General features: G+C 66.3%; 36 protein-coding genes and 1 tRNA gene. 22 read left to right on the forward strand and 15 right to left on the reverse strand.

Annotated elements, in window-relative coordinates; all coding sequences use genetic code 11:
- The first annotated feature begins 123 nt into the window (after positions 1-123).
- Positions 124-200, forward strand: a tRNA-Arg gene (locus NXI30_04325).
- Positions 201-212: 12 nt separating this feature from the next.
- Here the strand turns inward: NXI30_04325 and NXI30_04330 are convergent.
- From NXI30_04330 to NXI30_04395, 14 genes are all read right to left on the reverse strand, one after another.
- Entirely contained in the window at positions 213-1,397 is a 1,185-nt protein-coding gene (locus tag NXI30_04330) for a tyrosine-type recombinase/integrase (protein ID MCR9093420.1), read from the reverse strand.
- Between the two features lie 10 nt (positions 1,398-1,407).
- The gene (locus NXI30_04335) at positions 1,408-1,686 is read right to left on the reverse strand and encodes a helix-turn-helix domain-containing protein (GenBank protein ID MCR9093421.1); all 279 of its coding nucleotides are present in this window, start codon (positions 1,684-1,686) and stop codon (positions 1,408-1,410) included.
- Between the two features lie 34 nt (positions 1,687-1,720).
- The gene (locus tag NXI30_04340; GenBank protein ID MCR9093422.1) at positions 1,721-2,074 is read right to left on the reverse strand and encodes a hypothetical protein; all 354 of its coding nucleotides are present in this window, start codon (positions 2,072-2,074) and stop codon (positions 1,721-1,723) included.
- The gene (locus NXI30_04345; GenBank protein MCR9093423.1) at positions 2,074-2,436 is read right to left on the reverse strand and encodes a hypothetical protein; all 363 of its coding nucleotides are present in this window, start codon (positions 2,434-2,436) and stop codon (positions 2,074-2,076) included. The genes NXI30_04340 and NXI30_04345 overlap by 1 nt, the downstream gene beginning before the upstream one ends.
- Complete coding sequence (locus NXI30_04350; GenBank protein ID MCR9093424.1) at positions 2,429-2,839, reverse strand: hypothetical protein; 411 nt, start codon at positions 2,837-2,839, stop codon at positions 2,429-2,431. Before NXI30_04350 ends, NXI30_04345 begins: the two co-directional genes overlap by 8 nt.
- Positions 2,832-3,068 carry a hypothetical protein gene (locus tag NXI30_04355; GenBank protein MCR9093425.1) on the reverse strand — a complete coding sequence of 79 codons (237 nt, stop codon included), beginning with the start codon at positions 3,066-3,068 and terminating at the stop codon, positions 2,832-2,834. Before NXI30_04355 ends, NXI30_04350 begins: the two co-directional genes overlap by 8 nt.
- Positions 3,065-3,259, reverse strand: a complete 195-nt coding sequence (locus NXI30_04360; GenBank protein ID MCR9093426.1) for a hypothetical protein — start codon at positions 3,257-3,259, stop codon at positions 3,065-3,067. Before NXI30_04360 ends, NXI30_04355 begins: the two co-directional genes overlap by 4 nt.
- 329 nt (positions 3,260-3,588) lie before the next feature.
- Entirely contained in the window at positions 3,589-3,858 is a 270-nt protein-coding gene (locus tag NXI30_04365) for a hypothetical protein (GenBank protein MCR9093427.1), read from the reverse strand.
- Positions 3,858-4,580 (reverse strand): hypothetical protein, encoded by a 723-nt coding sequence (locus tag NXI30_04370; GenBank protein ID MCR9093428.1) that lies wholly within the window; start codon positions 4,578-4,580, stop codon positions 3,858-3,860. Before NXI30_04370 ends, NXI30_04365 begins: the two co-directional genes overlap by 1 nt.
- A 3-nt stretch (positions 4,581-4,583) precedes the next feature.
- Entirely contained in the window at positions 4,584-5,261 is a 678-nt protein-coding gene (locus tag NXI30_04375; protein ID MCR9093429.1) for a PD-(D/E)XK nuclease family protein, read from the reverse strand.
- Positions 5,258-5,875, reverse strand: coding sequence for a hypothetical protein (locus NXI30_04380; GenBank protein MCR9093430.1), 618 nt, complete (start codon positions 5,873-5,875; stop codon positions 5,258-5,260). The genes NXI30_04375 and NXI30_04380 overlap by 4 nt, the downstream gene beginning before the upstream one ends.
- A gap of 10 nt (positions 5,876-5,885) precedes the next feature.
- A complete protein-coding gene (locus NXI30_04385) occupies positions 5,886-6,137 on the reverse strand; it encodes a hypothetical protein (protein ID MCR9093431.1) in 252 nt (83 codons plus the stop codon).
- Positions 6,134-6,652: a hypothetical protein gene (locus NXI30_04390; GenBank protein MCR9093432.1), complete on the reverse strand. Its 519-nt coding sequence runs from the start codon at positions 6,650-6,652 to the stop codon at positions 6,134-6,136. Before NXI30_04390 ends, NXI30_04385 begins: the two co-directional genes overlap by 4 nt.
- A gap of 70 nt (positions 6,653-6,722) precedes the next feature.
- Positions 6,723-7,256 carry a hypothetical protein gene (locus NXI30_04395; GenBank protein ID MCR9093433.1) on the reverse strand — a complete coding sequence of 178 codons (534 nt, stop codon included), beginning with the start codon at positions 7,254-7,256 and terminating at the stop codon, positions 6,723-6,725.
- Between the two features lie 211 nt (positions 7,257-7,467).
- Here NXI30_04395 and NXI30_04400 point away from each other — a divergent pair, with 211 nt between their 5' ends.
- Positions 7,468-7,689, forward strand: coding sequence for a helix-turn-helix transcriptional regulator (locus NXI30_04400; protein ID MCR9093434.1), 222 nt, complete (start codon positions 7,468-7,470; stop codon positions 7,687-7,689).
- An 8-nt stretch (positions 7,690-7,697) separates the two neighbouring features.
- Here the strand turns inward: NXI30_04400 and NXI30_04405 are convergent, their stop codons facing one another.
- Positions 7,698-8,249: a hypothetical protein gene (locus tag NXI30_04405; GenBank protein ID MCR9093435.1), complete on the reverse strand. Its 552-nt coding sequence runs from the start codon at positions 8,247-8,249 to the stop codon at positions 7,698-7,700.
- 139 nt (positions 8,250-8,388) lie between these two features.
- Between NXI30_04405 and NXI30_04410 the strand changes: the two genes are divergently transcribed.
- From NXI30_04410 to NXI30_04505, 20 genes are all read left to right on the forward strand, one after another.
- On the forward strand, positions 8,389-8,751 hold the full coding sequence (locus tag NXI30_04410; GenBank protein ID MCR9093436.1) for a hypothetical protein: 363 nt from the start codon (positions 8,389-8,391) through the stop codon (positions 8,749-8,751).
- Positions 8,752-8,787: 36 nt separating this feature from the next.
- Positions 8,788-9,222 carry a hypothetical protein gene (locus NXI30_04415; protein MCR9093437.1) on the forward strand — a complete coding sequence of 145 codons (435 nt, stop codon included), beginning with the start codon at positions 8,788-8,790 and terminating at the stop codon, positions 9,220-9,222.
- A gap of 28 nt (positions 9,223-9,250) precedes the next feature.
- Entirely contained in the window at positions 9,251-9,838 is a 588-nt protein-coding gene (locus NXI30_04420; protein MCR9093438.1) for a hypothetical protein, read from the forward strand.
- A 2-nt stretch (positions 9,839-9,840) separates the two neighbouring features.
- On the forward strand, positions 9,841-10,677 hold the full coding sequence (locus tag NXI30_04425) for a phage replisome organizer N-terminal domain-containing protein (GenBank protein ID MCR9093439.1): 837 nt from the start codon (positions 9,841-9,843) through the stop codon (positions 10,675-10,677).
- A 17-nt stretch (positions 10,678-10,694) separates the two neighbouring features.
- A complete protein-coding gene (locus tag NXI30_04430; GenBank protein ID MCR9093440.1) occupies positions 10,695-11,363 on the forward strand; it encodes a hypothetical protein in 669 nt (222 codons plus the stop codon).
- Positions 11,363-11,632, forward strand: a complete 270-nt coding sequence (locus NXI30_04435; protein MCR9093441.1) for an HNH endonuclease — start codon at positions 11,363-11,365, stop codon at positions 11,630-11,632. Before NXI30_04430 ends, NXI30_04435 begins: the two co-directional genes overlap by 1 nt.
- Positions 11,629-12,000, forward strand: a complete 372-nt coding sequence (locus NXI30_04440; GenBank protein ID MCR9093442.1) for a hypothetical protein — start codon at positions 11,629-11,631, stop codon at positions 11,998-12,000. The genes NXI30_04435 and NXI30_04440 overlap by 4 nt, the downstream gene beginning before the upstream one ends.
- A 35-nt stretch (positions 12,001-12,035) precedes the next feature.
- Entirely contained in the window at positions 12,036-12,398 is a 363-nt protein-coding gene (locus NXI30_04445; protein ID MCR9093443.1) for a co-chaperone GroES, read from the forward strand.
- Between the two features lie 26 nt (positions 12,399-12,424).
- Positions 12,425-12,736: a hypothetical protein gene (locus tag NXI30_04450; GenBank protein ID MCR9093444.1), complete on the forward strand. Its 312-nt coding sequence runs from the start codon at positions 12,425-12,427 to the stop codon at positions 12,734-12,736.
- Positions 12,733-13,053 (forward strand): hypothetical protein, encoded by a 321-nt coding sequence (locus tag NXI30_04455; GenBank protein MCR9093445.1) that lies wholly within the window; start codon positions 12,733-12,735, stop codon positions 13,051-13,053. Before NXI30_04450 ends, NXI30_04455 begins: the two co-directional genes overlap by 4 nt.
- Complete coding sequence (locus NXI30_04460; protein ID MCR9093446.1) at positions 13,040-14,542, forward strand: TerL; 1,503 nt, start codon at positions 13,040-13,042, stop codon at positions 14,540-14,542. The genes NXI30_04455 and NXI30_04460 overlap by 14 nt, the downstream gene beginning before the upstream one ends.
- A gap of 11 nt (positions 14,543-14,553) precedes the next feature.
- Complete coding sequence (locus tag NXI30_04465; GenBank protein MCR9093447.1) at positions 14,554-15,054, forward strand: hypothetical protein; 501 nt, start codon at positions 14,554-14,556, stop codon at positions 15,052-15,054.
- A 12-nt stretch (positions 15,055-15,066) separates the two neighbouring features.
- Complete coding sequence (locus tag NXI30_04470; protein ID MCR9093448.1) at positions 15,067-15,525, forward strand: hypothetical protein; 459 nt, start codon at positions 15,067-15,069, stop codon at positions 15,523-15,525.
- A gap of 44 nt (positions 15,526-15,569) precedes the next feature.
- A complete protein-coding gene (locus NXI30_04475) occupies positions 15,570-17,204 on the forward strand; it encodes a portal protein (GenBank protein MCR9093449.1) in 1,635 nt (544 codons plus the stop codon).
- Positions 17,201-17,512 carry a hypothetical protein gene (locus tag NXI30_04480; GenBank protein MCR9093450.1) on the forward strand — a complete coding sequence of 104 codons (312 nt, stop codon included), beginning with the start codon at positions 17,201-17,203 and terminating at the stop codon, positions 17,510-17,512. The genes NXI30_04475 and NXI30_04480 overlap by 4 nt, the downstream gene beginning before the upstream one ends.
- 10 nt (positions 17,513-17,522) lie before the next feature.
- The gene (locus NXI30_04485; GenBank protein ID MCR9093451.1) at positions 17,523-18,425 is read left to right on the forward strand and encodes a hypothetical protein; all 903 of its coding nucleotides are present in this window, start codon (positions 17,523-17,525) and stop codon (positions 18,423-18,425) included.
- Positions 18,426-18,586: 161 nt separating this feature from the next.
- Entirely contained in the window at positions 18,587-19,462 is an 876-nt protein-coding gene (locus NXI30_04490) for a phage capsid protein (protein ID MCR9093452.1), read from the forward strand.
- Positions 19,463-19,477: 15 nt separating this feature from the next.
- Complete coding sequence (locus NXI30_04495) at positions 19,478-20,002, forward strand: hypothetical protein (GenBank protein ID MCR9093453.1); 525 nt, start codon at positions 19,478-19,480, stop codon at positions 20,000-20,002.
- A gap of 9 nt (positions 20,003-20,011) precedes the next feature.
- The gene (locus NXI30_04500) at positions 20,012-20,197 is read left to right on the forward strand and encodes a hypothetical protein (protein ID MCR9093454.1); all 186 of its coding nucleotides are present in this window, start codon (positions 20,012-20,014) and stop codon (positions 20,195-20,197) included.
- The gene (locus NXI30_04505) at positions 20,198-20,824 is read left to right on the forward strand and encodes a hypothetical protein (GenBank protein ID MCR9093455.1); all 627 of its coding nucleotides are present in this window, start codon (positions 20,198-20,200) and stop codon (positions 20,822-20,824) included. It abuts the gene before it with no gap.
- The last annotated feature ends 28 nt before the right edge of the window (positions 20,825-20,852 follow it).

The following is a 20,852-nucleotide window of genomic DNA, read 5'->3' on the forward strand; positions in this document are numbered from 1 at the left end:
TCCCCAGGATCCTGGCCCGAGCCCCTCGCGGCCGCCGCACGCCCGTCTGGCCCATGCCCCCCTCTGACCTCCATCCGTTCGCGTTCGTTTTTGCGTTCGAGATTGCTAGGATACGCGCCCTGTGGCCCGGTAGCTCAGCTGGATAGAGCACCAGCCTCCGAAGCTGGGGGTCGCGCGTTCGAATCGCGCCCGGGTCACCATTTTTCAACCAGTTACGAGGCATCGGCACTCCGTTCGGTCGGGCTCGGTCGGGATTCGGTCGGGTGGACGAGACGAAGGAAGCCCATGTCCGGCGTCTCCTCGGGGACGAAGTGCGCGTACCGGCGGAGCGTGGTCGCCGGATCGCTGTGGCCGAGCGCGTGCTGCACCCAGGTGATCGACTTTCCCGCGTCGAGCGCCCAGCTCGCGAACGTGTGGCGGGTCGCGTGGAAGGCGAGGGGGCGAATCGTCGGCTCGCCCTGGTCGTCGACGCAGCGAGTCCGCAGGCGGCGCCACGAGCGCCCGAAGTTCTTCTCTTCCCACTGATCCCCGTTCGCGTTCGTGAACACCCAGCCGGGCTCTGAGAAGGCGCCCTCGCGCTTCTTCCGGGATGCGCGCCACTCGTCGAGCAGCGCGCGGAAGTCGCTCGAGAGGGCCACCGTGCGCGGCTTGCCGCTCTTCGGCGCCTTGATCCGACCTCGCACGAGCGCCCGGCGGATCCGGATCTCCTCGCGCCCCACGTCCTCCCAGCGAAGCGCGAGGAGCTCGCCGCGGCGCATCCCCGTGCAGAGGGCCGCGAAGAGCACCGGGTAGACGAACCGCTCCCGGTCGCGCGCCTTCGCGAGGAGCTGCTCGACCTCATCGCGCGTCCAGGCGTCGACCTCGCGCACGCCCTCCTCGACGTACTTCCGTTCGATCTGCGCGACGAGCTGGCCGCAGTTGATCGCCGGGTTCCGGTCGAGGAGACCCGCCTCGACGTGCAGCGAGTACACCCGGCGCAGCGCCGACAGCGCATTCTTGATCGTGGCTGCGCTCTTCTTCGCGCGGAAGCGGTCATCGATGAACTCGATCAGGTCTTCCCGGGTGATGCCCCGAATCTCGCGCGACCCGAAGTAGGGGATCAGGTGCGTCTCGATGCTGTTGCGGTGGGTCTCCTCGGTCGAGTCGGCCATCGTCTTTCCGTGGATCGTGATCCACCCGCGCATCGTCTCGTCGAGCGGCATGGGCCCGCCCTCGAACCACCGGTCCGCGGCTTCCCCCTCCTGGTTCAGTTGGGCGGCGATGGCCTCGGCCGTGGCCTGATCCTTCACCTTGCGCCCCTTGGTTCGGTTGCCCTCGTAGACGAAGACGAACCACCCCTCGGAGACGCGGGTCCCGTCCTTCCGCTTCCTGAATCGCTCGCGCGCTTTGGCTCTCATGGTCGACACGCTAGCCACCTCCCCGGAGCGCACGCATCGCGGTTCGGTCCGCGCTCGACAGCCGCACGCGCGGCGCGGACGGATTCTCTTGCGATTCCGGGGACTCACCGACGACCCTTCGCACGGATTCGACGGTGACGAAGATTTTGCCTGCCCGGGTCCGGTGCTCGAGCTCGTCCCGATCGACCATGGCGCGGACGGTGCCCGGGGCGATGCCGAGGATCGCGCCCGCCTCGCGGAGCGAGAGGTCCGGCAGCTCGCGCCAGTGGAGCAGGGTGCGCTCGATCATGCGCCCCTCCCCTCGGCTCCGATGTCCGGCGGGGTCAAAAGAACTCTCCGACACAGAGGTCCCAGGTGCCCTCGCCGTGGGCGATGCAGTGATTGTCAATCATGTGCCTGTGCGGCGGCTTACCACCCCAGCTTCGCTCGGTGACGATTACGTCCATTTCCTCCGGTGCGACAATCGTTCCGTATTCGTTGACGATCGTGCTGCCTTCGAGCGCCCATCGCTCTCGCCAATCGTCGAGGTTGTGGATCTCCTCTTCCGGAATGACGTGAAGGCTGAAGCACCACCCGCCCGACGACTTGCCGATATGGAGATCGTCTTGGAACTCGACATGGCCGCACGTCTCGCACGGCTCCTCCGACTTCGGTCGCCAGTAGTAGTTCGTGCCCACTACTCTCCCCCTCCCTCGACCCGCGCGAGCGAGGCGCGGAGTTCGTCGATCTCGTCGGCGTTGATTTCGTAGTAATCCCCGCCATCGCAGTCGGTCAGGCGATTATTCTCCAAGACGACCCGCACTCGGTTGACGAGCCCCTCGACGGCGGTGCGGTAGGCGCTCGGGTCGGGGATGCCTTGGAATGCGTTCACGCAGGCGACTGCCCTTTGGAAATGGGCCATCTCCTCGGGCATTCCGCCGATGTCGTGCAAGATGGCCCCTTCGGAGTCCTCATCGAGCGAAACAATTCTCGGGTGCCTCTCGCCGTTAAAGTGCGTGGCGTAAAGCGTCCACGGCTCTCCGTACTTCCCCTCACTCATCGGATTCCCTTGCCATTGCTAGGTCGATCGCCTCTTCGTAGCTGTCTCCGTTTGCGATCCTCTTGCGGTCGCGCAGTCCGTTGTTTTCCAGGATCGGTCGGTTGATCCACGCCCCCAGCGGACCCTTAATTGCCTCGATCCCATCACCGCGCTCTGCTTGCTTCAAGACCCACGCGAGTCGGGCTTCGGCGCGCTTCGCCCGCTGCAAGACGCTCACGTAATCTCCGCACGCTTGGCCAAACAGGTTCTCTGCGCCTGTTAGTCGATCACGCAGGCGTTCGACCCCGGCTGCCAGCTCACGGCAGAACTCCGCGTGGTCCGTCGTCCCGTCACCTTCGAATCGCTCTGCCATCTCCAGCAGGACGATCATACGCTTGTCCCAATCGGCTACCGGCTCACCCACGAGATTCCCCCTCACGATCGATCAGCGTCATTCGGTACAGCGGCAGGATGTACTCGCTCCCGTTCTCATGTTTGATGAGAGCGGAGGGAACAAAATCCATCGGCCCCTTGATCTGTACGACTTCGATCGACTCGACACCGATGCGCCCAACGGTGTACCCCTCGGAGGCGTCCTCTCCGAAGTAGACGCCCTTGAGCTTGTCGCCTGTGTGGAACGTCTCGTTGCTCATTCCGAGGCCCCCTTAGCGTCGCGGGCTTCGGGCATGGCGTCGGCGATCTCGTAGGACTTATCCGCGAGATTCTTCGCGCTCGGCGGGCATCCCGTCCACTTTTTCGCACAGAGACCAGTCAGGGCGGCCATCGCGTATCGATCCCGCAGCGCGTCCTGTTCTTCTTCCGTCATATCTTCGAGGCGGGGCATTAGGCGCTCCTCTTGTATGTGTTGGCTTCCATTCCGAGGAGCCTCTCGGCCGCGATCCGGTTCCGGGGCTGCGGTTGCGCTTGTCCTGTCTCCCAGCGACACACGACGTTCGGTCCTGAAAGGCGGAGCGCCGTCGCTAGCTCGAACTGGCTCATGCCCGCGCGTAGCCGCGCCGCCCGCAGCCGGTCGCCCCAGCTCAAAACCTCGCCCGAGCCGTCGCAGTAGGGGCACGGCGCGCTCATTGATCCGCCCTCAGCCGCAGCAGCGCGCGGCAGATCACGACGCACACGATCACGACGACGAGCGACTTCACGAGTCGACGCGCGCCATCAGAACGGCGCCTCCGCGCTGGTCATGTTCTCCAGCGCCCACTCGGACAGGAAGTGCAGCAGCGCCCCCGAATCGGTGAACGCCCACCGCTTGGAGCCGTGTCCGCGCGTCGTGTGGTACGCCGTCTCGGTGACGACGACGCCGTTCGCGACCTGCTCGATCGACAGGCTGCGCTGCGTGATCTCGCCGGCCGGAACGTCGGCAGGCTCGGCGCCGGTGTTCATCTCCATCATGGGGACGCCACCTCCGAAGTGCATTCCCTCGACCATCACCGCCCCCTCGCCGACACGGTCGTCGTCGCCTTCACGCGCACGCCGGGGACGTTCATCGACTCGCCCACCGACCGGGCCAGCGCGTTCAGCGCCTTCTCGTTCGGCAGTAGGTACTGGAGCAGGTGCTCGTTCTGGGCCGCGGCCTTCACGAGCTCGGCGAGGTCGACCACCTCGGCCGAGTACCGCTTGACCGTGGACACGCCCTCGGCCTTCGGCTTCGCGGGGGCGGGTGCCGCGGGCGGGGGAACGATCGGGGCGTCGACGATCGCCTCGGCTTCGGCGGTGTCACCTCGAGCTTCCGCCTCCGCCGCTTCCTGGAGCCGGCGCTCCTCTTCCTGCTTCCGGGCCTCTTCCTGCCGGCGGCGCTCTTCCTCGCGGGCCCGGCGTTCCTCGGCCTCGATGAAGTCGCCCATCTTCCGCTTCACGAGCGACTCGGCTTCCTCGAGCGGCGCGATCTGCTCCTTGCGAAGCTGGGTCAGTCCCTTGTGGGCGTCGTTCGCGCGCTGGATGTGGGGCGCGAGGATCTCGATCATCTGCTTCTGGATGCCCTTCACGCGCTTCAGGAACTCGGCGGCGCGCTCGAACGCGGCGTCGCTGTCCACGACGAGCGCCCGCGCTTGCGCGACATCGGCGTCGACCGCGGGTCGGAGCTCGGCGATCTCGGCGTCGGGTCGCTGGATCACGATCTGGGAATCGGTCAGGGGTTCGGCTGCGGCCATCGTTCAGTCCTCCAGATGCGCCAGCCCTTGGGCCAGCCGATAGTGCGCGACGCGCAGCGCCGCGAAGAAGTTTCGACGGTCCTCGGGGTCGTCGTGCAAGAGCAGCCGCGGCTTGCCGTTCGGCTGAAGGCGGAGCGCGGCACGCTCGTCGGGCTCGATACCCACGTCGTTCGCGGCGATCGCGTAGCCGGCCGTCTGGACGCGCCACGTGGGACTCGGCTGTGCCGGCGTCTTCAGGTCGAGCAGCGTCACCCGCCCATCCGGATACATGCCGATCCGATCGATCGTGCCCGCGAAGAGGTAGGTCGAGGACGTGACCGCCAGCTCGATCTCGATCGGCTCGAACCCGGTCTCGGCCTTGAACGCAACGTAGGCCGCGACGTAGCCTCGGTAGGGTTCGGGCACGTCCTCCACGTCGAACTGCTCGTCGAGGTCGATCACATCGCAGTAGCCGTGGACGATGCGCCCGCGGAGCGACGCGTTTTCGACCACGTCGGCGCCGGCCACGCGCTTCAACTGCTCGATGTCGGACAGCCCGCCGAGGTCGATCACCTCGGTCACGGAGGGGACGCGCTCGCCCCGGACGCGATAGCCCGACGTATCGCGCCCGGGGGAGCCCCCCGACTGGCGATGCGGCCGCGTCCCAGTCGAAGAGTCGTCGAGGAGATCCGCGTAGTTCACGACGCGGCCTTCAGCTCGGCGAGGCGCTTGTGCAGCGCCGCGAGTTCGTTGGCCTGCTCGTCGTCAACGTCCGGGGACTCGGAACCGAATCGGTCGTACTCTTCGTCGAGCGTGATCTCGCCCGACACGACGCCCTCGAGGTCGTCCGGCGGGATCTCGAACACGGTGCCGCCCTCGCGGAGCTGAATCAGGACGAGACCATCGGGGGTCGTGCCTGTGATGCGCGGGAAAAGCGGCGTGTCCTCGTGCGGCGACCTCGGCTCGGCGCTGTCCGGCTTCCGGCGCTGTCCACCCTCCGGCTGCCGGGCCCGGACGCAGTCGACCCGGTCGTCGCCGAAGTCGGTCTCGTCCTCGAACAGCTCGATTGAGCAGCCGATCCAGACGTCGACGTCCTCGGACCCCACGGCCTCGGCGATCGACGCGCAGGCCTCTTTCTTGCCCGCGAGCCAGAAGTTCGCCGTCTCCTCGAACTTGATGCAGAGCTTCGTCGAAACCTTCCCCTCTCGATTCTCCATCTGGCGGGGTTCGACGCTCGCGATCGTGAGCACCTTCGGCGCGTTGCGGAAGTCGCGGGCCTTGAAGCTCTTCGGGAACAGATCCTTGTAGTCGGGCATGGGAGTTCTCCTAGTGGGTGAAGGTGAGGACCGCCCAGACGAGCGATCCGAAGGCCATGACGCCGAGAATCGGGACCACCACGGCCCGGAATCCGGCCAAGATCCGGCGGTGCTTCTCGCTGCGGGCCACTCGCTCCTGCTCCTCGATGCGCTCGGATTCGAGCGCGTAGGCGAGAGCGGCTTCGGCGGCCGGATCGAAGGTCGGGTCGATCAGCTGCCGGTAGACGTCGGCGTCGAGCTCGGGGTCGGCCCACACGCTCACGACGCGGCCTCCCAGTCGAGGCCGATCCCGCCGCATTCGTCGCACTCTTCCTCGGCGCCGAACTTGCCGGTGCCGTTGCACTCGTCGCAGTTGGGGGCGTCGAGCTTCTGGAGCGCCCCCTCCAGGGCGTCGCGCATGAACGAGAAGGCGAGGCGGAGCTGATCCAGGTTCGTATTCGCTACGTCGGCGTCGCGCTGTGCCCGATCGCGGTCGAAGGTCGCCCGTGCGGCCATCGCCATTGCCGCCTGCTGGGCCGTCTCCGGGTCCTCGATCGAGGCGATGCGGAGCACCTCGCGGAGCTCGTTGCGCTCCTTCGCGAGCTTCTGGATGCGGCGGCTGTCGCGGGCGAGTTCGCGCTTGAGCCGCGCTTTCTGATCCTGCGCCCGGTCGAGATCGCTCCGGAGCTCTTCCATCGCATCGTGGACGGCAGCGAGGCGGGACTCGCGCTCGTGGGCCTCGGCGCGCTGGGCGGCGTGGGAAACAGAGCCGCAGGAAACGAAATGAATGGTTGCCATGTCGGGTCTCCCTGAGTGGGTGACTCGACTATCGGGAACTATTCCCGTTTATGCAAGCTTTTTTTCGGAATTATTTCCCGGTTTCTGATTCCTGCTGTGATTTCGCGGGCTTCTCTTGCCGGCGCCACCACTGGAGCACTCGGTTATGGGCGCGCGATGCGGCCTCTTCGCCGGTGCTCGCGGTGCGGATGTCATCGAACAGCTTCCAGAGGAGTGCCCAGCTGCCGTCCTGGGCTTCCTTCGACAGGTTCAGCGCCCTAACTGTCTGCCGCACCTCAGCGAGGGTTAGGGAGCGGCCTAACGCTCGAGCGAGGTACTCGCCGCGATCGGCCTCCGGGACCTTGCCTGCCTCGTAGTCTTCCGCGACGAGGCGCTCCGGAAGCGTTCCAAGCGACGAGGCGATCGCTTCGATCATGTCGTGGTGCCATCGAGTCTTGCCGGTTCGCGCCGCTCGGATCTGATCGGAGACCTGTGTCTGGAACGCCTTGCCGGTCGAGGGGTGGCCCGCCTGCTCTGCGTCGAGGCGATACGCTACACGCCGCGCGAGCTCCATCCAGGTCACTTTCGGTCCGCCGTCCTCGCGGGATCGGGCGTCCGCCCGCAAGCGAGCGGTCTCTACGTTCTGGCTGATCGTCTTCCCGAGGGATCCCATCCGGGAAAATCTACCGGTTTCCGGGTAGATAGAGGTATCGGGAAAAATTTCCCCTAAAATGCCATTGACTGTCGGGAACTATTCCCGAAATATGGCGAGCATGCCGAAGCGAATCCGACCCGGGGAACGAGTGCGGCGATGGCGACTTAGCCAAGAGCCCAAGATGACTCAAGCCGAGCTCGGCAAGCGCATTGGGCTGAGCGGCGATGCGATCCGTCACTTTGAGAAAACCGGAAAGACGATCGCGTTCCCTGCGAAGGTCGCGTTATGCGCGCTCATGGAGTGCCCTCCGGACTGGATCTTTGACAGCGACGAGCTGACTGTCGCGCGAGAGGTGCATCGACTCTTCGTCGTCAACGAAGAAGCCGGGGGAGCGGCCGCGTGAGGCGGCCGCTAGTAGCCGCAGGCCTCGCGCCCGATGTATCGATCGAGGCATGCCGCGAAGTCGTCGCGCTGTCTCTCGACTTCGAGGAGTCTCAGTTCAGCAGTGTCGGCGCGCTGGCTTTGCGTGAGTCCCCAGAAGAACACAGCGACGGCGAAAACCAGAGCGAGCGTGAACGGTGCCCACGCGTCGCGCGAGATGGTGATCCCGCTCTGTTGGCGGTCGTCGTGTCCGTCTGCGGGCACGGAAGGCCGAGCGGCTCCGGCTACCACCTCGCCGGATTCCATCGATATCGCCGCTCGCTCGTGCTTTCGGATCGCCCATGCGGCCACGAGCCCGACGCCCAGCCAAAAGCCGGCCACGACCATTCGTTCGCCGCTCGCGTAGTCGGCGTCGCTTTCCGCGAAGGCCACCACACGGATGCCCATCGCGATGCAGTTCAGCGCGAGCCACATCGCGAGCACCGTGAACCAGCCCAAGTCGTACCTCCGTCTGGCCCATCCGGTCAGAGCCACGGGGCCGAACAGGGCGGCGAACGTGACCGCGGCTTCCGTATTCGTCATTCGCACCTCCGGGGAATTCAGCTTGCCCCGCGAGTATCCGCCACCACCCGCCACGACCGCCTTCGCCTCGTCTTCACCCCCCGCCACGATTCCCCGACCCGTGGCGGGTGTGCCGTTTCCACCCCCCAGGAGACTCCCCATGGAACGAGAGATCGAGGAGGTGGCGTCTCGCGCCGCCGCCCGCGAGGTCAGCCTCGCGCGCATCATCGACCGCGTCCGCCCCGAATGGTGGCCGCGCTGGACGCCGGCCAATGCGAAACGCCGGCTTTCCAATCAGCTGAACCCGCGAGACGCGCAGACGCCGCTTCAGGCGCGCGTGTGGTTCGAGGTGCTCGCGGACACGGGCGACGACGAAATGCTCGATCAGGCGATCGAAGCGCACCGCCGCGGCACCGCCGCGCGCATGAAACGGGATCACGACCGGCTGACCGCCGAGCTCGACCAGGAGCGCCGCCGGCCGCGGCTCGTGCGTCCCGGCGGGCGCGTCGCCGACACCGGCTGACCGACTGTGCCCCGACTCTCTGAGGAGGCCTTCGCCATGCGCTGCATGCACGAGAACACGGACGACACAGCGATCCGCCGCTTCCGGTATTCGGGTGGCTCGTACTTCGCTCTCCAGTGTCCCGACTGCCTTCGAAGGGTGGGGCGGAAGCTCGAGGCGAGCGAGCTCGATGTGCATCCCCGGGAGATCCGGTGGGCCGAGAAGAAGCGCGGGAAGACCGGCCTCGGCGGCAACGGGAACTCGAAGCGCCTGAACTACGAGGCGCGCTTCAGGCAGTCCGATTGGAAACGGCTTCGGGCGCGCGTCCTGGACCGAGACGACTTCACGTGCCGCAACTGCGGCGAGGCCGCGGATCAGGTCCACCACCTGACCTACGAGCGGTTCTGGAAGGAGCGTCTCTCCGACCTCGCTGCATCGTGCGCGGAGTGCAACCAGGCGGAGCGGCAGCAGAGGATTGCGGGCGGCGCGTAGCAGCGCAGATTCCACGGGGGGGGTGGGGATGACAGACTGGATTCAGTGGCGCGATGAGGAAGCAATCGAGGAGTGGCTCCACCTCTACTGGTGGGAACTGGACATCTTCCGGTTCGCGATCAAACCGCCGGAAGGCCTTCGGTTCACTGGTGATGCGCACGTCGAACGTCAGCGCACGATTCGGAACGCGAGCAAGGACCATTCGGGACCGGCGCCGGCGGACCTCGTGTTCGAGCTTCCCTGCGTCGACGAAGATGACCGGGTGCGGGCCGTCGTATGGCTGATCGTCGAGCTGAAGAACCGGAAGATCGAAGCGAGTGATCTGGCGCAGGTCGCGCGGTACATGGCGGGGCTGCGCGAAGAGAAGCGCTCGAAGGAGACCTGCTACGACGAGGTCGTCTGCGGAGCGCTGATCGGTACCGGTGTGACCTGGGCCGCTGTCGATGCCGTGCGACTCGCGCCGGCCGTGACGCTGGGATCGATCGACGTGCAGGGCTCCGATCTCGACTTCGAGATCTGGAACGAGCGCTTCGACGTCGTCGTGCCTGGGCATGACGGAATGAAGTCCGATTCCAGCCTGGGCGTGCCGCTCCGCGTCGTCAACGAGGGCGCGTAGCGATGGCGCGCCCCAAGTACCCGAGCGATCACCGACGTTGGTTCAAGCTGACCGAGGACATTCTCGACGACGAGAAGCTCACCGAAGCGTCGCCCGAGGTGTTTCGGTTCTACGTCCGGCTGCTCGCGATGCTGAACAGAACCAAGAGCAGAAACGGGCAGTTGCAGCTCGACGAGTTCGCGCTCATGGGGTGCACCATGCGAGGACAGCGGCAGCACGCCGAGAGGACTCTGCGAGCAGCGGCGGAGCTCGGCCTGTGCACCTTCAGACGAGACGGGAAGCACTTCACGATACGCGTCTCTAAATGGCCGAAAATACAGGGATTCACTCCGACGAAACTCCGACGCAGCTCCGGGGACACTCCGGACACTAAGACTAAGACTAAGACTAAGACTAAGACTAAGACGGAGGAGAGTAAGTCTGCTCCCGAGCAGGCCTCCCTCCTCGACGAAGCCGCGGCCAACGAGAAGCCGAAGCCCGAAGCGCTCGCCCAGCAGGCATGGCCCGCGATCCGCGCCGCCTTCGCCGAGTACGGAAAGGACGTGCGCGAGTCCCTTGCCGGGGACCGGCTCAAGCTGATCGCGAAGCGCATCCGCGACGGGGCGACGGAGACCGAGCTCGTCGCCGCGGTCCACGGGTACGTGATCGAGAACGAGGGTCTCGAGGTCTGCGAGAACGGCTGGAACCCGCGGAGGTATTTCCGCCCCGGCACGATCTTCAAGGAAGACGGCTTCTCGGATCGAGTCGAAGCGGGCATGGGCCCGCGCGACATCCCGGAGCGCACGCGTGGCGCAAAGGCAACGCCGCGCAGGGGGGTAGGCGTATGGCAGAACGGGTGACTCGAGGACCCGCCCCGATGACCCCGGTGGCGGAGGTCGTGAGCGAACTCCGGCGCGATCTCCCGAGCGCGGAGGACGCAGCGCAGCGCTGGCAGCACTGGCTCGATGGGCGTCTTTCGCCGAAGGCCGTCGACATGGTCCTGAAGGGCTACGGCGTGTCGAGCAGGTTCCGCCGGCTCGAGCCCTCCGAAGATCTCCTTCCCGCCGAGTGTCGGAAGTGGGTCGCGCTGGCCGACCAGGGCGCCGCGATGATCCTCGCCGGGCCGCCCGGCACGGGGAAGACGACGGCGGCCGTGTGGTGCCTACGCGCGCTCTACGAGCGGTGGTCACGAGAGGGCCGGGAGATCCCGAAGGCGAAGATCGTGAAGACGCGCGATCTCTACGCCGCCGTCTTCGACAAGAACGCCGCGCTGATCCGCGAGGTCGAGCGTTGCGACGCGCTCGTGATCGACGACTGGGGGACGGCCTACGAGCACGAGTGGCCGCTCGCCGAGCTAGAGGCGGTGATCGACCGCCGCTGGGACGAGTGCCGTCCGACGATCGTGACGACGAACATGAACCCCAGCGGGAAGGGCTCGGAGACGCTCCAGCAGAAGCTCCCGCGGTCCTACGACCGCCTGACCGGAGACCCGGGGCCCGGCGTCGTGATCCTCGATCGCCCGTCGCTCCGGCAGGGGGGGCGGTGATGGCCGAGAGCAAGCGCGCGCGGAAGCGACGCCTGAAGCGACGCCGTGAGGAGCGGAAGGGCGACGTCCCGCACCGACAGAAGCAGCGCGAGCGCCTCTGGAAGCGACAGAAGCAGCGGTGCGCCTACTGCCGGCGGTCGATTCCGCTCACGGCGGCGACGCTCGACCACGTGATCCCGCGGGCCGCCGGAGGATCCGGCCGAATCGGAAACCTCGTGGTCGCCTGTGGGCCGTGCAATCAGCGCAAGGCCGATCGGATGCCGGGATGAGCGAGCCGTACCGCCTCGAGATCGACCTGCCGGGCCTGCCGCCGATCAACTCCGCGGACGCACTCCACTGGAGCACGCGCGGGAAGAAGCGAAAGCTCTGGAAGCGTCTCGTCTGGGCCCAGGTCGTCGGGAAGAAGCCGCCGGCTCCTCTGTCCCGTGCGCGGGTCACGATCACGCGTTGCAGCTCGGTCGAGCCCGACCCGGCGAACCTGGGCGAGGGCGCGAAGTTCGTGCTCGACGGCTTGGTCGAGTGCGGTGTGCTCGCCGACGACAACCGCGAGACGATCGGGATGCCGGAGCTGCTCTGGGAGCCGGCGCCCGCGAAGAAGGGTCACGTGCGTGTCGTCGTGATCGAAGCGACACCGTAGGGTGTTCCACGTAGAACGAAAGGTATGAAACAGCAATGGACTTGAACACGGATGAGATCGAACCGCTGGGCGCCATGGTGCTCGTGCGCATCTTCCACGAGCGGAAGACGGCCGGGGGCCTGATCGTGCCCGAGACGGCGAAGATGTACGGCAAGAACGTGGCTGAAGTGCTGGCCGTGGGGCCGGGCGACATGCTCTTCGACGCGGGCACGGGATCGAACCACTTCCGGCAGGCGAAGGTCGATGTCGGGGACTTCGTCCTGATTCGGTACCACGCCGAGCAGACCGAAGTCCGGATCGCTGGAGACGACGAGGACGACTGGCACGTCGCGCTCATCGATCCGTCGGTGATGCTCGCTCGGCTCTCGAATTGGGAGCCGGGGCAGGTGGCGGCGTAGGGAATCTCCCTAGTCTAGGGGCGTCTGTGGCGGAACGAAACGAAAAGGGACAGTTCGTCAAGGGTTCAGGCGGGCGCAAGAAGGGCTCGCAGAACAAGACGACCAAGGCCGTGAAGAACGCGCTGCGCGACGCGCTCGAGGGCGCCCACGAGGACGGCGCGGAGGGCTACTTCAAGCAGCTGGCGAAGGACGATCCGGCGCTCTTCGTGTCGCTCGTGCGGAAGCTGATCCCCAACCAGATCGAGGGTAAGGTCGACGGCGTTCCCACGCTCGTTCTCGATCAGAACTTCGTGACGGGAAACGTGGCAGAGGTGGACACGGAGGAGGGGGAATCATGAGCAGTGAGGGAAGACGGTGGCGCTCGGGGACTCCCGAAGCGGTCGCAATGTCCGGGAAGCTAGGAATCGGCATCACCTGGCATGCTGTGTGCGCCGGATACGGAACGGTGGGTTGCATCGGCGATCGGGAGGAATGTGGCGCCGAGGAGCTTCCGCTCACGCGCGAGCCAGAGATCAAGAGCGAGCAGGATGTAGTCGACCTGCTGCATTCGCTGGGTTGGAAGCAGGTAGAGAGGGTCGGTTGGGTTTGCGGGGCGTGCTTTGCGAACGAAGAGATGTTGCCGCTGTTGATTCGGTACTTCGATGAGCGCCCGTAGCCGGGACGACGGCCAGCAAAGATACAGGGAGATCCGAGTCACCGTCGGCTTCCCGAACGCGCCGACCGTCGAACGGTTCGTCCAGGACCGGTCGCGCTACGCCGCGATCATGGGGCCGTATGGGTCCGCGAAGACGACTGGTGTCGTCCACCGCATCCGGGCGCACATGGTCGAGCAGGAGCCGAACTCCGAGGGCATCCGTCCTTCGCGCTGGCTGGCGACGCGGACCACGTACAAAGAGCTTACGTCGACCACGATGAAGGACGTGGAGAACCTATTCCGCGGCTGCGGTCAGATGAAGCTGGGCTCGGGCATGGAGCCGCCGAAGTTCCTGTACCACTGGCGCAACCCGGACGGGACCGAATCCAAGGGCGAGATCATCTTCGTGGCGCTCGATCACATCGAGACGGCGATCCAGATGATCGCGGGCTTTAAGCTCACCGGCGCGTGGGTGAATGAGGCGTCGGGCACCGCGAAGGCCATTCTCGACACGCTGGGCAAGCGGGTGGGGCGCTACCCGCTCCCGACCGAAGGGGGCGTGCGCTGCACCTGGAAGGGTGTCCTCCTGGACACCAACGCCATGGACGAGAGCCACTGGTACTACAAGCTCGCCGAGGAGGACAAGCCGCGCGGCTGGACGTTCTTCCGCCAGCCCGGCGCGCTCATCGAGAAGCCCGGCGAGGGTCGGCTCGGTAAGTCGCTGTGGGTGATCAACTCGGAGGCCGAGAACCTCGCCAACGTGGGCGAGGACTACTACCTCGACGGCCTCGAGGGCATCGACGACGACTGGATTCGCGTGAAGCTCGGCAACGAGTACGGGTTCACGGTCGATGGGAAGCCCGTCCACCCCGAGTACGTCGATTCGGTCCACTGCCTGAAGGAGCCGCCCGAGGTCCGCGACGCGCCGATCTTCCTCGGACAGGACTACGGTCGGACGCCGGCGACCGTCGTGGCTCAGTTCGACGAGTCCCAGGGGCGCACCGTGGCGATCGCCGAATTCTACGACGAGGACATCTCGGCCCAGAGCTACGCGCCCGAGCTCAAGCTCTGGCTCGACCGCAAGTTCAAGGGGCTCCCGATCGGGGGAGGGTGGGGCGACCCCGCTGGCGGCGACGGAAACCAGTCTACGGACCTGACGCCGATCCAGATCATGTGCGACAACGGCATCCCGATCGAGCCGGCGCCGACCAACGATCCGTTGCTTCGCCGCGGTGCCGTGCGCGGCCCGCTCAAGCGCATGGCGTTCGACGGGTTGCCCTCCCTCTTCGTGTCGCCCGACTGCCGGATGCTCCGCAAAGGGCTGATGGGCGGATACTGCTATAGAAAGCTGCGCACGGTTGACGGACACTACTCGGAGAAGCCGGACAAGAACGAGTACAGCCATCTGGTCGAAGCGCTGGAGTATCTCGAGCTCGGTCTGGGAGAGTCGGCCTCGCCGCGCGAACTCGCGCCGCACGCGCAGCCGATCTCACCATACGCAATCCAGTAGGGGGTGATTGGATGGCAGCGAAGAAGTCGAAGGCTGATGTTCCGGTCGAAGAGGAGGGTACGCCCGATCCGAGCGGCGCGCAGGAAGGCGGACTCTCGGTCGAGCGCTACTTCAACGAGCAGGATCAGGTCCCGGGCAGCCGGCGCAACCCGCTCAAGACGGCGCCACGCCGTGGCGAAGGCGACCTGATCTCGACCGTCGAGGCCTGTCGGCTCATCAACGATCGGGCGAAGTACCTCATGTTCGATCCGGCCGCGCTCTACCGCGACGCCGGCAAGACGGCGCCCTCGGCGCACGAGCTCTCGCCGGGCGACCTGCGCTTCTCCCGCGAGGAGTGCATCAAGTACGTCGACGAGGTGCTCGCCCGTCGTGAGGCGCGCCAGCGCCTCAAGGCCGAGGAAGCCGCCGCGGCGAAGGAGATGGCCGAGTTCTACGGCGAACAGAACAAGTCGCCGAACCCGGGCGCGAAGGTCGAGCCGGGCGCCCAGAGTCAGGACTTCGCCGAAGGCTAGAAGGGGGCCGCCATGGAGGAGGAGCGCGAACCCTACGATCCCGAGGTCGATCCCCGGAAGATCCGCCCTTGGGAAGACCCGGATCTGTTCGAGCTGGTCATCCAGACCTACGAGGACCTGGGACTGGTCGACGACTTCGATCGTCGCGGGAGCCGTCCCGAGCGCCTGCGTTCTGTCCGTGACGCTCCCCTCGCCGAGAAGCGCCGGGTGATCAGCTCGTTCTTCCAGCGCGACAAGAGGCCGCGGCGTGAGTACGCGGTGCGCGCGGGCCAGTTCCTCACCGAGCGCAAGGCGGCGCGAACGGCCGAGAGTAGCCGGCTTCGAAGCGGCGCAGGTCGAAACCGACGAGGGCGCGCCGCTGCGCTGCTCCAGGGCGCGTCGACTCTCTCGAGCCCGTCTCAGGACCGGGCGAATCTCGGTCGCGCCGCCGCCACCATCGGCTCACTCGGCCAGCGGGGGGTGCTCGGGTAGTGGCTTCCCCCTCGATAGAGACCCTGATCAAGACGCAGGAGCACATGGCGACGCGCCGTGTGAACTTCGACTCGATCCGGCAGGTGACGAAGGAGATCTTCTGGCCCGACGGCGCCGACTTCATCGTCCACCAGACGCAGGGCGGCGTCCGCAGCCAGTCCGTCTACGACGCCACGGGCGTGATCTCGCTCGAGCGGTTCGCGGCGATCTGGCAGTCGCTCACGACGCCCCAGAACTCGATCTGGCAGTCGCTCAAGTCGAACGTCGAAGAGCTCAACGACGACCCGACGGTGAAAGAGCACTTCGCCGACATGACGAAGAAGCTCTTCCGCGTCCGGAACTCGCCAAGTTCGATGTTCTACCCGCAGCAGGAGACGGACGCCAAGTCGCTCGGCTGCGTGGGGGACGCGTGCCTGCGAGTCGAACCCAACCGGATCACCGGCCTGCCTACCTACCGGTCGATCCACGTCGGGAACGTCTGGGTCGCGCTGAACGAGGACGGGCTTCCCGACACGATCTACCACAAGCGGCCGCTCACGGCGCTCGCCGCCGTTCGCATGTGGGGCGATCGAGCTCCCCGGTGCGCGAAGAAGGCGATCGAAGAGAAGGACTTCATGGAGGAGCACGAGTACCTCCATGTCGTCCAGCCTCGGGACCTGGGGCAGTACGACCCGGAGCGACTCGACGCGAAGGGCCGACGGTTCGAGTCGTGGGAAATCTCGCTCGAGGACAAGGCGCCCATCAAGACGCGCAGCGACGAGGAGAGCGACGGCTACTTCGAGCAGCCGTACATCTACTCGCGCTTCACGATCAACCCGCAGGAGGAGTACGGCCGCGGCCCGGCGATGTGGACGACGCCGACGAACCTGACCCTCCAGTCGATGAAGCGGTCCGTGATCAAGCAGGGCGAGAAGGCCGTGAGTCCGCCTCTGCTCTCGCACGCGCTCCAGTTCAAGGGCGACGGGCGCGGAACGCTCAACATGCGGGCCAACGCCATGAACCCCGGGTGGCTCGACCAGTCCGGTAACCCGCGCGTCCGGCCGTTCGACAACGGCTTCAAGTACGACATCGGCCGCGAGATGATCGAAGACGAGCGGAACACGATCCGCGACGCGCACCTCGTCACGCTCTTCCAGATCCTCGTCGACAATCCGCAGATGACCGCGACCGAGGCGCTGATCCGGGCCCGCGAGAAGGGCGCGCTGATCGGTCCGCCGATCGCCCGCCAGCAGACGGAGCGTCTTGGACCCATGACGATGCGCGAGCTCGGCATCCTCGCCCGGCTCCCGGAGGGCCACCCGAACCGGATCCCGGAGCCGCCGCCGGCGCTGGCTGAGGCCGGCGAAGACGTGCTGATCGAATACGAGTCCGAGGCGACCACGATGCAGCGCGAGGCCGAGACCGGTCGGGTGCGCGTGTGGTTCGAGGATCTCGAGCTGATCAAGACGGTGACCGGGGATCCGACCGTGGGCATGGTGGCGAACGGCCACGAGGCGGCGCGGTGGCTCAGCGAGGCCCGGCAGGTGCCGGCGGAGGTCGTGTCTTCCAAGCGCGAGGTCAAGGCGGCCGTCGATCAGATCGAGGCGGCGCAGGCCGAAGCCGAGCGGAACGAGGCGCTCCCGAACCGGGCCCGGGCGATGAAGGACATGGCCCAGGCTGAAGCGGTCGCCACGGCTTGACGTTCGTCGACGAGAATCAGCGGAAGGCGTTTCATGCGTTCTTCCAGACGCCTGAGGGCGCGTGGCTGCTCGAGGCGCTGATCGTCGGCAATCACGTCTTGGATGCGCTTCCTGATTCGAGGATCGAAAACGAGATGGCTCGACCCGTGACGGAGTTCGAGCGCGGTGTCTGCGAAGGCCGGCGGAGGCTGGTCCTCGAGATGCTCGATGTCTTTCAGCTGGGCGTCCAGGACGCCTACGGAGTGATCAACCGCGTGGAACGCATGGCGCAAGGGGAAGCGTCAGAAGAGGGCTACGCGGACTCTTGAGGGGTGAGAGATGTTTCGACGACACGTGTACCAGCAGGCGGCGGCAGAGCCCGAGGGTGGAAGCGGTGGCGGCGGTGCCGCGGGTGTGATCCAGGACGCGGGCGGCGCGGGTGGCGGAGGCGGCGGCGGGGCTGCGGAGGGGGGCGACCTGCCGACGGGCTTCGGTGAGCTTTCGCCCGATCTGGCGGCCGTCGTGCGCGAGGCGAAGTGGCAGGACCCCGGGCAGGCGGTGAAGTCCTATAACGACCTGCTCTCGCTGAAGGGCGCTCCGGCCGATCGACTCCTCAAGCTGCCCGGGTCGCCGGACTCGGACGAGTCGAAGGCCTATCTCGCGCAGCACCTCGGCGTTCCCGGCGAGGCCTCCGAATACGATCTCTCGGTCGTGACGCTGCCCGAAGGGGCCGTCGACATCCGAGACTCGATCACCGAGGCGCTGCACGCCGCGCGCGTGCCGGGGGACGCTGCGGCGCCCCTCGTCGATGCGATCGCGCAGGCCTATGCGGCGAAGTCGCTCGCGGCCGAGGAGGAGGCGGACGCGAAGTTCGCTCAGGCGAAGGACCAGCTCACAGGCGAGTGGGGCGGCGAGTCGCAGCAGCGATGGGCGAACGTCAGCAAGGCCTACAAGCTGCTCGGTCTCGACGATTCCCAGGCCGACAAGATCGCGCTCGAGGGTGAAGGCGGCGTGTCCGAGTTCTTCAAGCGGCTCGAACTGCTCGGCTCCCGCATGGGAGAGCCCACCGATCATGGCGCGATGCCGGAAGGCGGCGGCGATGGCGGCTTCCTGACGGCGAAGCAGGCCGAGGCTCGGCTCGACGAGATCGAAGCGTCGGGTGCCGACCAAAGTGATCCGAAAGTGCGATCCGAAATCGATCGCCTCTCGCGGATCGCGCGGCCCGGCAAGGTGTCGATCTGACCGACTGCGATTGACGTACCCGAAAGGCTGCGTATATCTTTTCGGAGTCCCAGAGAAGCCGCTCTATCGGCGGTCCTGCGGTTGCTTTCGAGCGATCGTGGTCCCGGGTTCCCCGGAGAAGCCACGCAAACCAAGCGTGAACCTTCTACGAGGAATCCAACATGGCCGATATCGACGCTGGCGCCATCTACTCGTACGAACGCCGGACCGAGATGCTCCTTCAGCAGGAGGACTCTCGTTTCGAGCCGTACGTCTTCATCCCCGAGACTGCCACGGGGAAGAAGAAGATGATCGTCGAACAGTACGGGCAGGTCGAAGCCGCCGAGGTCACTCAGCGCTATCAGGCTGCGACGTTCACCGAAGTCCCGCATGACTCTCGGTGGGTGACGCCCCGCGACTACTTCATCAACTCGCCGGTGGACGAGTTCGACGTGCAGCGTCGGCTCACCGATCCGACGGGGAACTACCAGAAGTCGCAGGTCGCCGGCATCAAGCGAAAGCAGGACGATGCATGCATCACCGGCTTCTTCGCCGACGCGATGACCGGTGAGGACGGCAATACGACCGTCACGTTCGCCGCGGACGGCGGGCAGACGGTCGCCGTCGGGTCCACCGGCATGACCATCGACAAGATGCGGTCGGGCAAGACCAATCTCCGCGCCTCCGAGGCGCTGGAGAAGGGCGACATGGTGATCATGGCGATCGCCGCGCAGCAGCACGACGACCTCATGAGTCAGACGCAGCTGATCAACCTCGACTACGCCAGTCGGCCCCGTCTCGAGGACGACGAGATCGTCTCGTTCCTCGGAACGAAGGTCATCGACAGCCAGCGGCTCGCGCTGAACGCCTCCGGGCACCAGCGCATCCCGATGTGGTGCAAGTCGGGGATGGCCCTCCAGAAGTGGAAGGGCGTCTCGGTCAAGGTCGAGAACCGGCCCGACCTCGTGAACACCAAGCAGATCAAGACCATCGCGACCTTCGACGCCACACGGCTCCAGGGCGGCAAGGTCAACGAGATCGTCTGCGCCATCCCGTAAGGGGAGGAGAGAACCATGGCTGAATTCTTCTCGAATCAGTTCGCGCCTGCGGGCACGGAGACGGCCTCTCCGGAGACGGGCTACCGCATCCCGAAGGGTGAGGGTGGCGGAGGCGGCAACCGTGTCGTCGCGCGTCTCACGACGGACGGCACCACCGCGGCCGACGTGTTCCGCATGATCCCGAACGTGCGTTCCGACGCGCGGATCTGGTCTATGCAGGCTCAGGTCGCCTCGACGCCTTCGGCGGGCGACATCGATGTCGGTCTGCACCTCTCGGGGTTCAACCACGACGGTGCGGTCGTCGATGCCGACCTCTTCGAAGATGGTCAGTCGGTCACGTCGGGCCTCTCGCTCGCGGACGTGTTCACGGGCGCCAGCCTGACGAACCTCGACCGCGGCAAGGCGCTGTGGGAGCTCCTGGGTCTCTCCGAGGACCCGGGCGTGCTCTACGACATCACCGTCACCACGGCGACGGGCTGGACGACGGCGTCGGCGGTCGAGTTCCTGCTGACGGCCGAGTTCCTCGAGCAGGGCGTCTAGGGGGTCGTCATGGCTGCACGACTCATGGCCGTCACCGGTCAGCAGGACATGAGCACGATCGCGTCGGTCGCCGCGGGTTCCGACCCGGGCACCGACATCATCACGATCCAGTTCGACGACTCGGACGACAAGTCCACGAGGCGAGCGGCGCTCACCCGTGCCCTGGAGGTCCTCACGGAGGAGGGGTGGCTCTAAGTGCCGTCACAGGTCGGAATCTGCAATATCGCGCTGCGACTCATCGGGGCAGGCAGAATCGTCTCCCTCGACGAGGATTCCGAGGCGGCTCGCGCCTGTAGCGACCTCTACGAGGCGACTCGTGAAGAGCTCCTGCGCACTCATCTGTGGCGGTTCGCTCGGAAGCGGGAAGCTCTGCCCGCTTCCAGCACCGCCCCTCTCTTCGGGTACGACGCGGCTTTCCCCAAGCCGGCCGACTGCCTGCACGTCTTCGCGGTCGACGCCGGGCGCTACGCAACGCGTGGCGTCCGGTGGACCGTGGAGGGGGACAACGTCCTCGCCAACGCGTCGGCACCCCTGAACATCCTCTACGCGGAGGACGTGACCGAAGCCGGGCGGTTCGATCCGCTCTTCGCTCAGACTTTTTCGCACCTCCTCGCGGCGTATCTCTGCGAGCCGCTCACCCAGAGCAACACGAAGAAGCAGCTGATCGAGCGCGATCTCGATCGCGTCTACTCCCAGGCGATCGCGGCCGATGCTCTCGAGTCCATCGAGATGATCGAAGCCGACGGAGTCTGGATCACGAGCCGCTACTACACGGGCGGCACGATCGATCCGACCATCGTCTGGGATGCGTGGGTCTGGTAGTGCCCCGGGCTGCCCCCGCCATCACCCG

The sequence above is a fragment of the bacterium genome (genome assembly GCA_024742285.1).
Classification (GTDB): domain Bacteria; phylum Myxococcota_A; class UBA9160; order UBA9160; family UBA4427; genus UBA4427.

What these genes read in the sequence shown, in the direction of transcription:
- NXI30_04330 (MCR9093420.1), bottom strand. Translation starts at nt 1,397, where the DNA reads ATGAGAGCCAAAGCGCGCGAGCGATTCAGGAAGCGGAAGGACGGGACC.
- NXI30_04335 (MCR9093421.1), bottom strand. Translation starts at nt 1,686, where the DNA reads ATGATCGAGCGCACCCTGCTCCACTGGCGCGAGCTGCCGGACCTCTCG.
- NXI30_04345 (MCR9093423.1), bottom strand. Translation starts at nt 2,436, where the DNA reads ATGAGTGAGGGGAAGTACGGAGAGCCGTGGACGCTTTACGCCACGCAC.
- NXI30_04355 (MCR9093425.1), bottom strand. Translation starts at nt 3,068, where the DNA reads ATGAGCAACGAGACGTTCCACACAGGCGACAAGCTCAAGGGCGTCTAC.
- NXI30_04360 (MCR9093426.1), bottom strand. Translation starts at nt 3,259, where the DNA reads ATGCCCCGCCTCGAAGATATGACGGAAGAAGAACAGGACGCGCTGCGG.
- NXI30_04365 (MCR9093427.1), bottom strand. Translation starts at nt 3,858, where the DNA reads ATGGTCGAGGGAATGCACTTCGGAGGTGGCGTCCCCATGATGGAGATG.
- NXI30_04370 (MCR9093428.1), bottom strand. Translation starts at nt 4,580, where the DNA reads ATGGCCGCAGCCGAACCCCTGACCGATTCCCAGATCGTGATCCAGCGA.
- NXI30_04380 (MCR9093430.1), bottom strand. Translation starts at nt 5,875, where the DNA reads ATGCCCGACTACAAGGATCTGTTCCCGAAGAGCTTCAAGGCCCGCGAC.
- NXI30_04390 (MCR9093432.1), bottom strand. Translation starts at nt 6,652, where the DNA reads ATGGCAACCATTCATTTCGTTTCCTGCGGCTCTGTTTCCCACGCCGCC.
- NXI30_04400 (MCR9093434.1), top strand. Translation starts at nt 7,468, where the DNA reads ATGACTCAAGCCGAGCTCGGCAAGCGCATTGGGCTGAGCGGCGATGCG.
- NXI30_04405 (MCR9093435.1), bottom strand. Translation starts at nt 8,249, where the DNA reads ATGACGAATACGGAAGCCGCGGTCACGTTCGCCGCCCTGTTCGGCCCC.
- NXI30_04410 (MCR9093436.1), top strand. Translation starts at nt 8,389, where the DNA reads ATGGAACGAGAGATCGAGGAGGTGGCGTCTCGCGCCGCCGCCCGCGAG.
- NXI30_04415 (MCR9093437.1), top strand. Translation starts at nt 8,788, where the DNA reads ATGCGCTGCATGCACGAGAACACGGACGACACAGCGATCCGCCGCTTC.
- NXI30_04420 (MCR9093438.1), top strand. Translation starts at nt 9,251, where the DNA reads ATGACAGACTGGATTCAGTGGCGCGATGAGGAAGCAATCGAGGAGTGG.
- NXI30_04425 (MCR9093439.1), top strand. Translation starts at nt 9,841, where the DNA reads ATGGCGCGCCCCAAGTACCCGAGCGATCACCGACGTTGGTTCAAGCTG.
- NXI30_04430 (MCR9093440.1), top strand. Translation starts at nt 10,695, where the DNA reads ATGACCCCGGTGGCGGAGGTCGTGAGCGAACTCCGGCGCGATCTCCCG.
- NXI30_04435 (MCR9093441.1), top strand. Translation starts at nt 11,363, where the DNA reads ATGGCCGAGAGCAAGCGCGCGCGGAAGCGACGCCTGAAGCGACGCCGT.
- NXI30_04440 (MCR9093442.1), top strand. Translation starts at nt 11,629, where the DNA reads ATGAGCGAGCCGTACCGCCTCGAGATCGACCTGCCGGGCCTGCCGCCG.
- NXI30_04445 (MCR9093443.1), top strand. Translation starts at nt 12,036, where the DNA reads ATGGACTTGAACACGGATGAGATCGAACCGCTGGGCGCCATGGTGCTC.
- NXI30_04455 (MCR9093445.1), top strand. Translation starts at nt 12,733, where the DNA reads ATGAGCAGTGAGGGAAGACGGTGGCGCTCGGGGACTCCCGAAGCGGTC.
- NXI30_04460 (MCR9093446.1), top strand. Translation starts at nt 13,040, where the DNA reads ATGAGCGCCCGTAGCCGGGACGACGGCCAGCAAAGATACAGGGAGATC.
- NXI30_04465 (MCR9093447.1), top strand. Translation starts at nt 14,554, where the DNA reads ATGGCAGCGAAGAAGTCGAAGGCTGATGTTCCGGTCGAAGAGGAGGGT.
- NXI30_04470 (MCR9093448.1), top strand. Translation starts at nt 15,067, where the DNA reads ATGGAGGAGGAGCGCGAACCCTACGATCCCGAGGTCGATCCCCGGAAG.
- NXI30_04475 (MCR9093449.1), top strand. Translation starts at nt 15,570, where the DNA reads ATGGCGACGCGCCGTGTGAACTTCGACTCGATCCGGCAGGTGACGAAG.
- NXI30_04485 (MCR9093451.1), top strand. Translation starts at nt 17,523, where the DNA reads ATGTTTCGACGACACGTGTACCAGCAGGCGGCGGCAGAGCCCGAGGGT.
- NXI30_04490 (MCR9093452.1), top strand. Translation starts at nt 18,587, where the DNA reads ATGGCCGATATCGACGCTGGCGCCATCTACTCGTACGAACGCCGGACC.
- NXI30_04495 (MCR9093453.1), top strand. Translation starts at nt 19,478, where the DNA reads ATGGCTGAATTCTTCTCGAATCAGTTCGCGCCTGCGGGCACGGAGACG.
- NXI30_04500 (MCR9093454.1), top strand. Translation starts at nt 20,012, where the DNA reads ATGGCTGCACGACTCATGGCCGTCACCGGTCAGCAGGACATGAGCACG.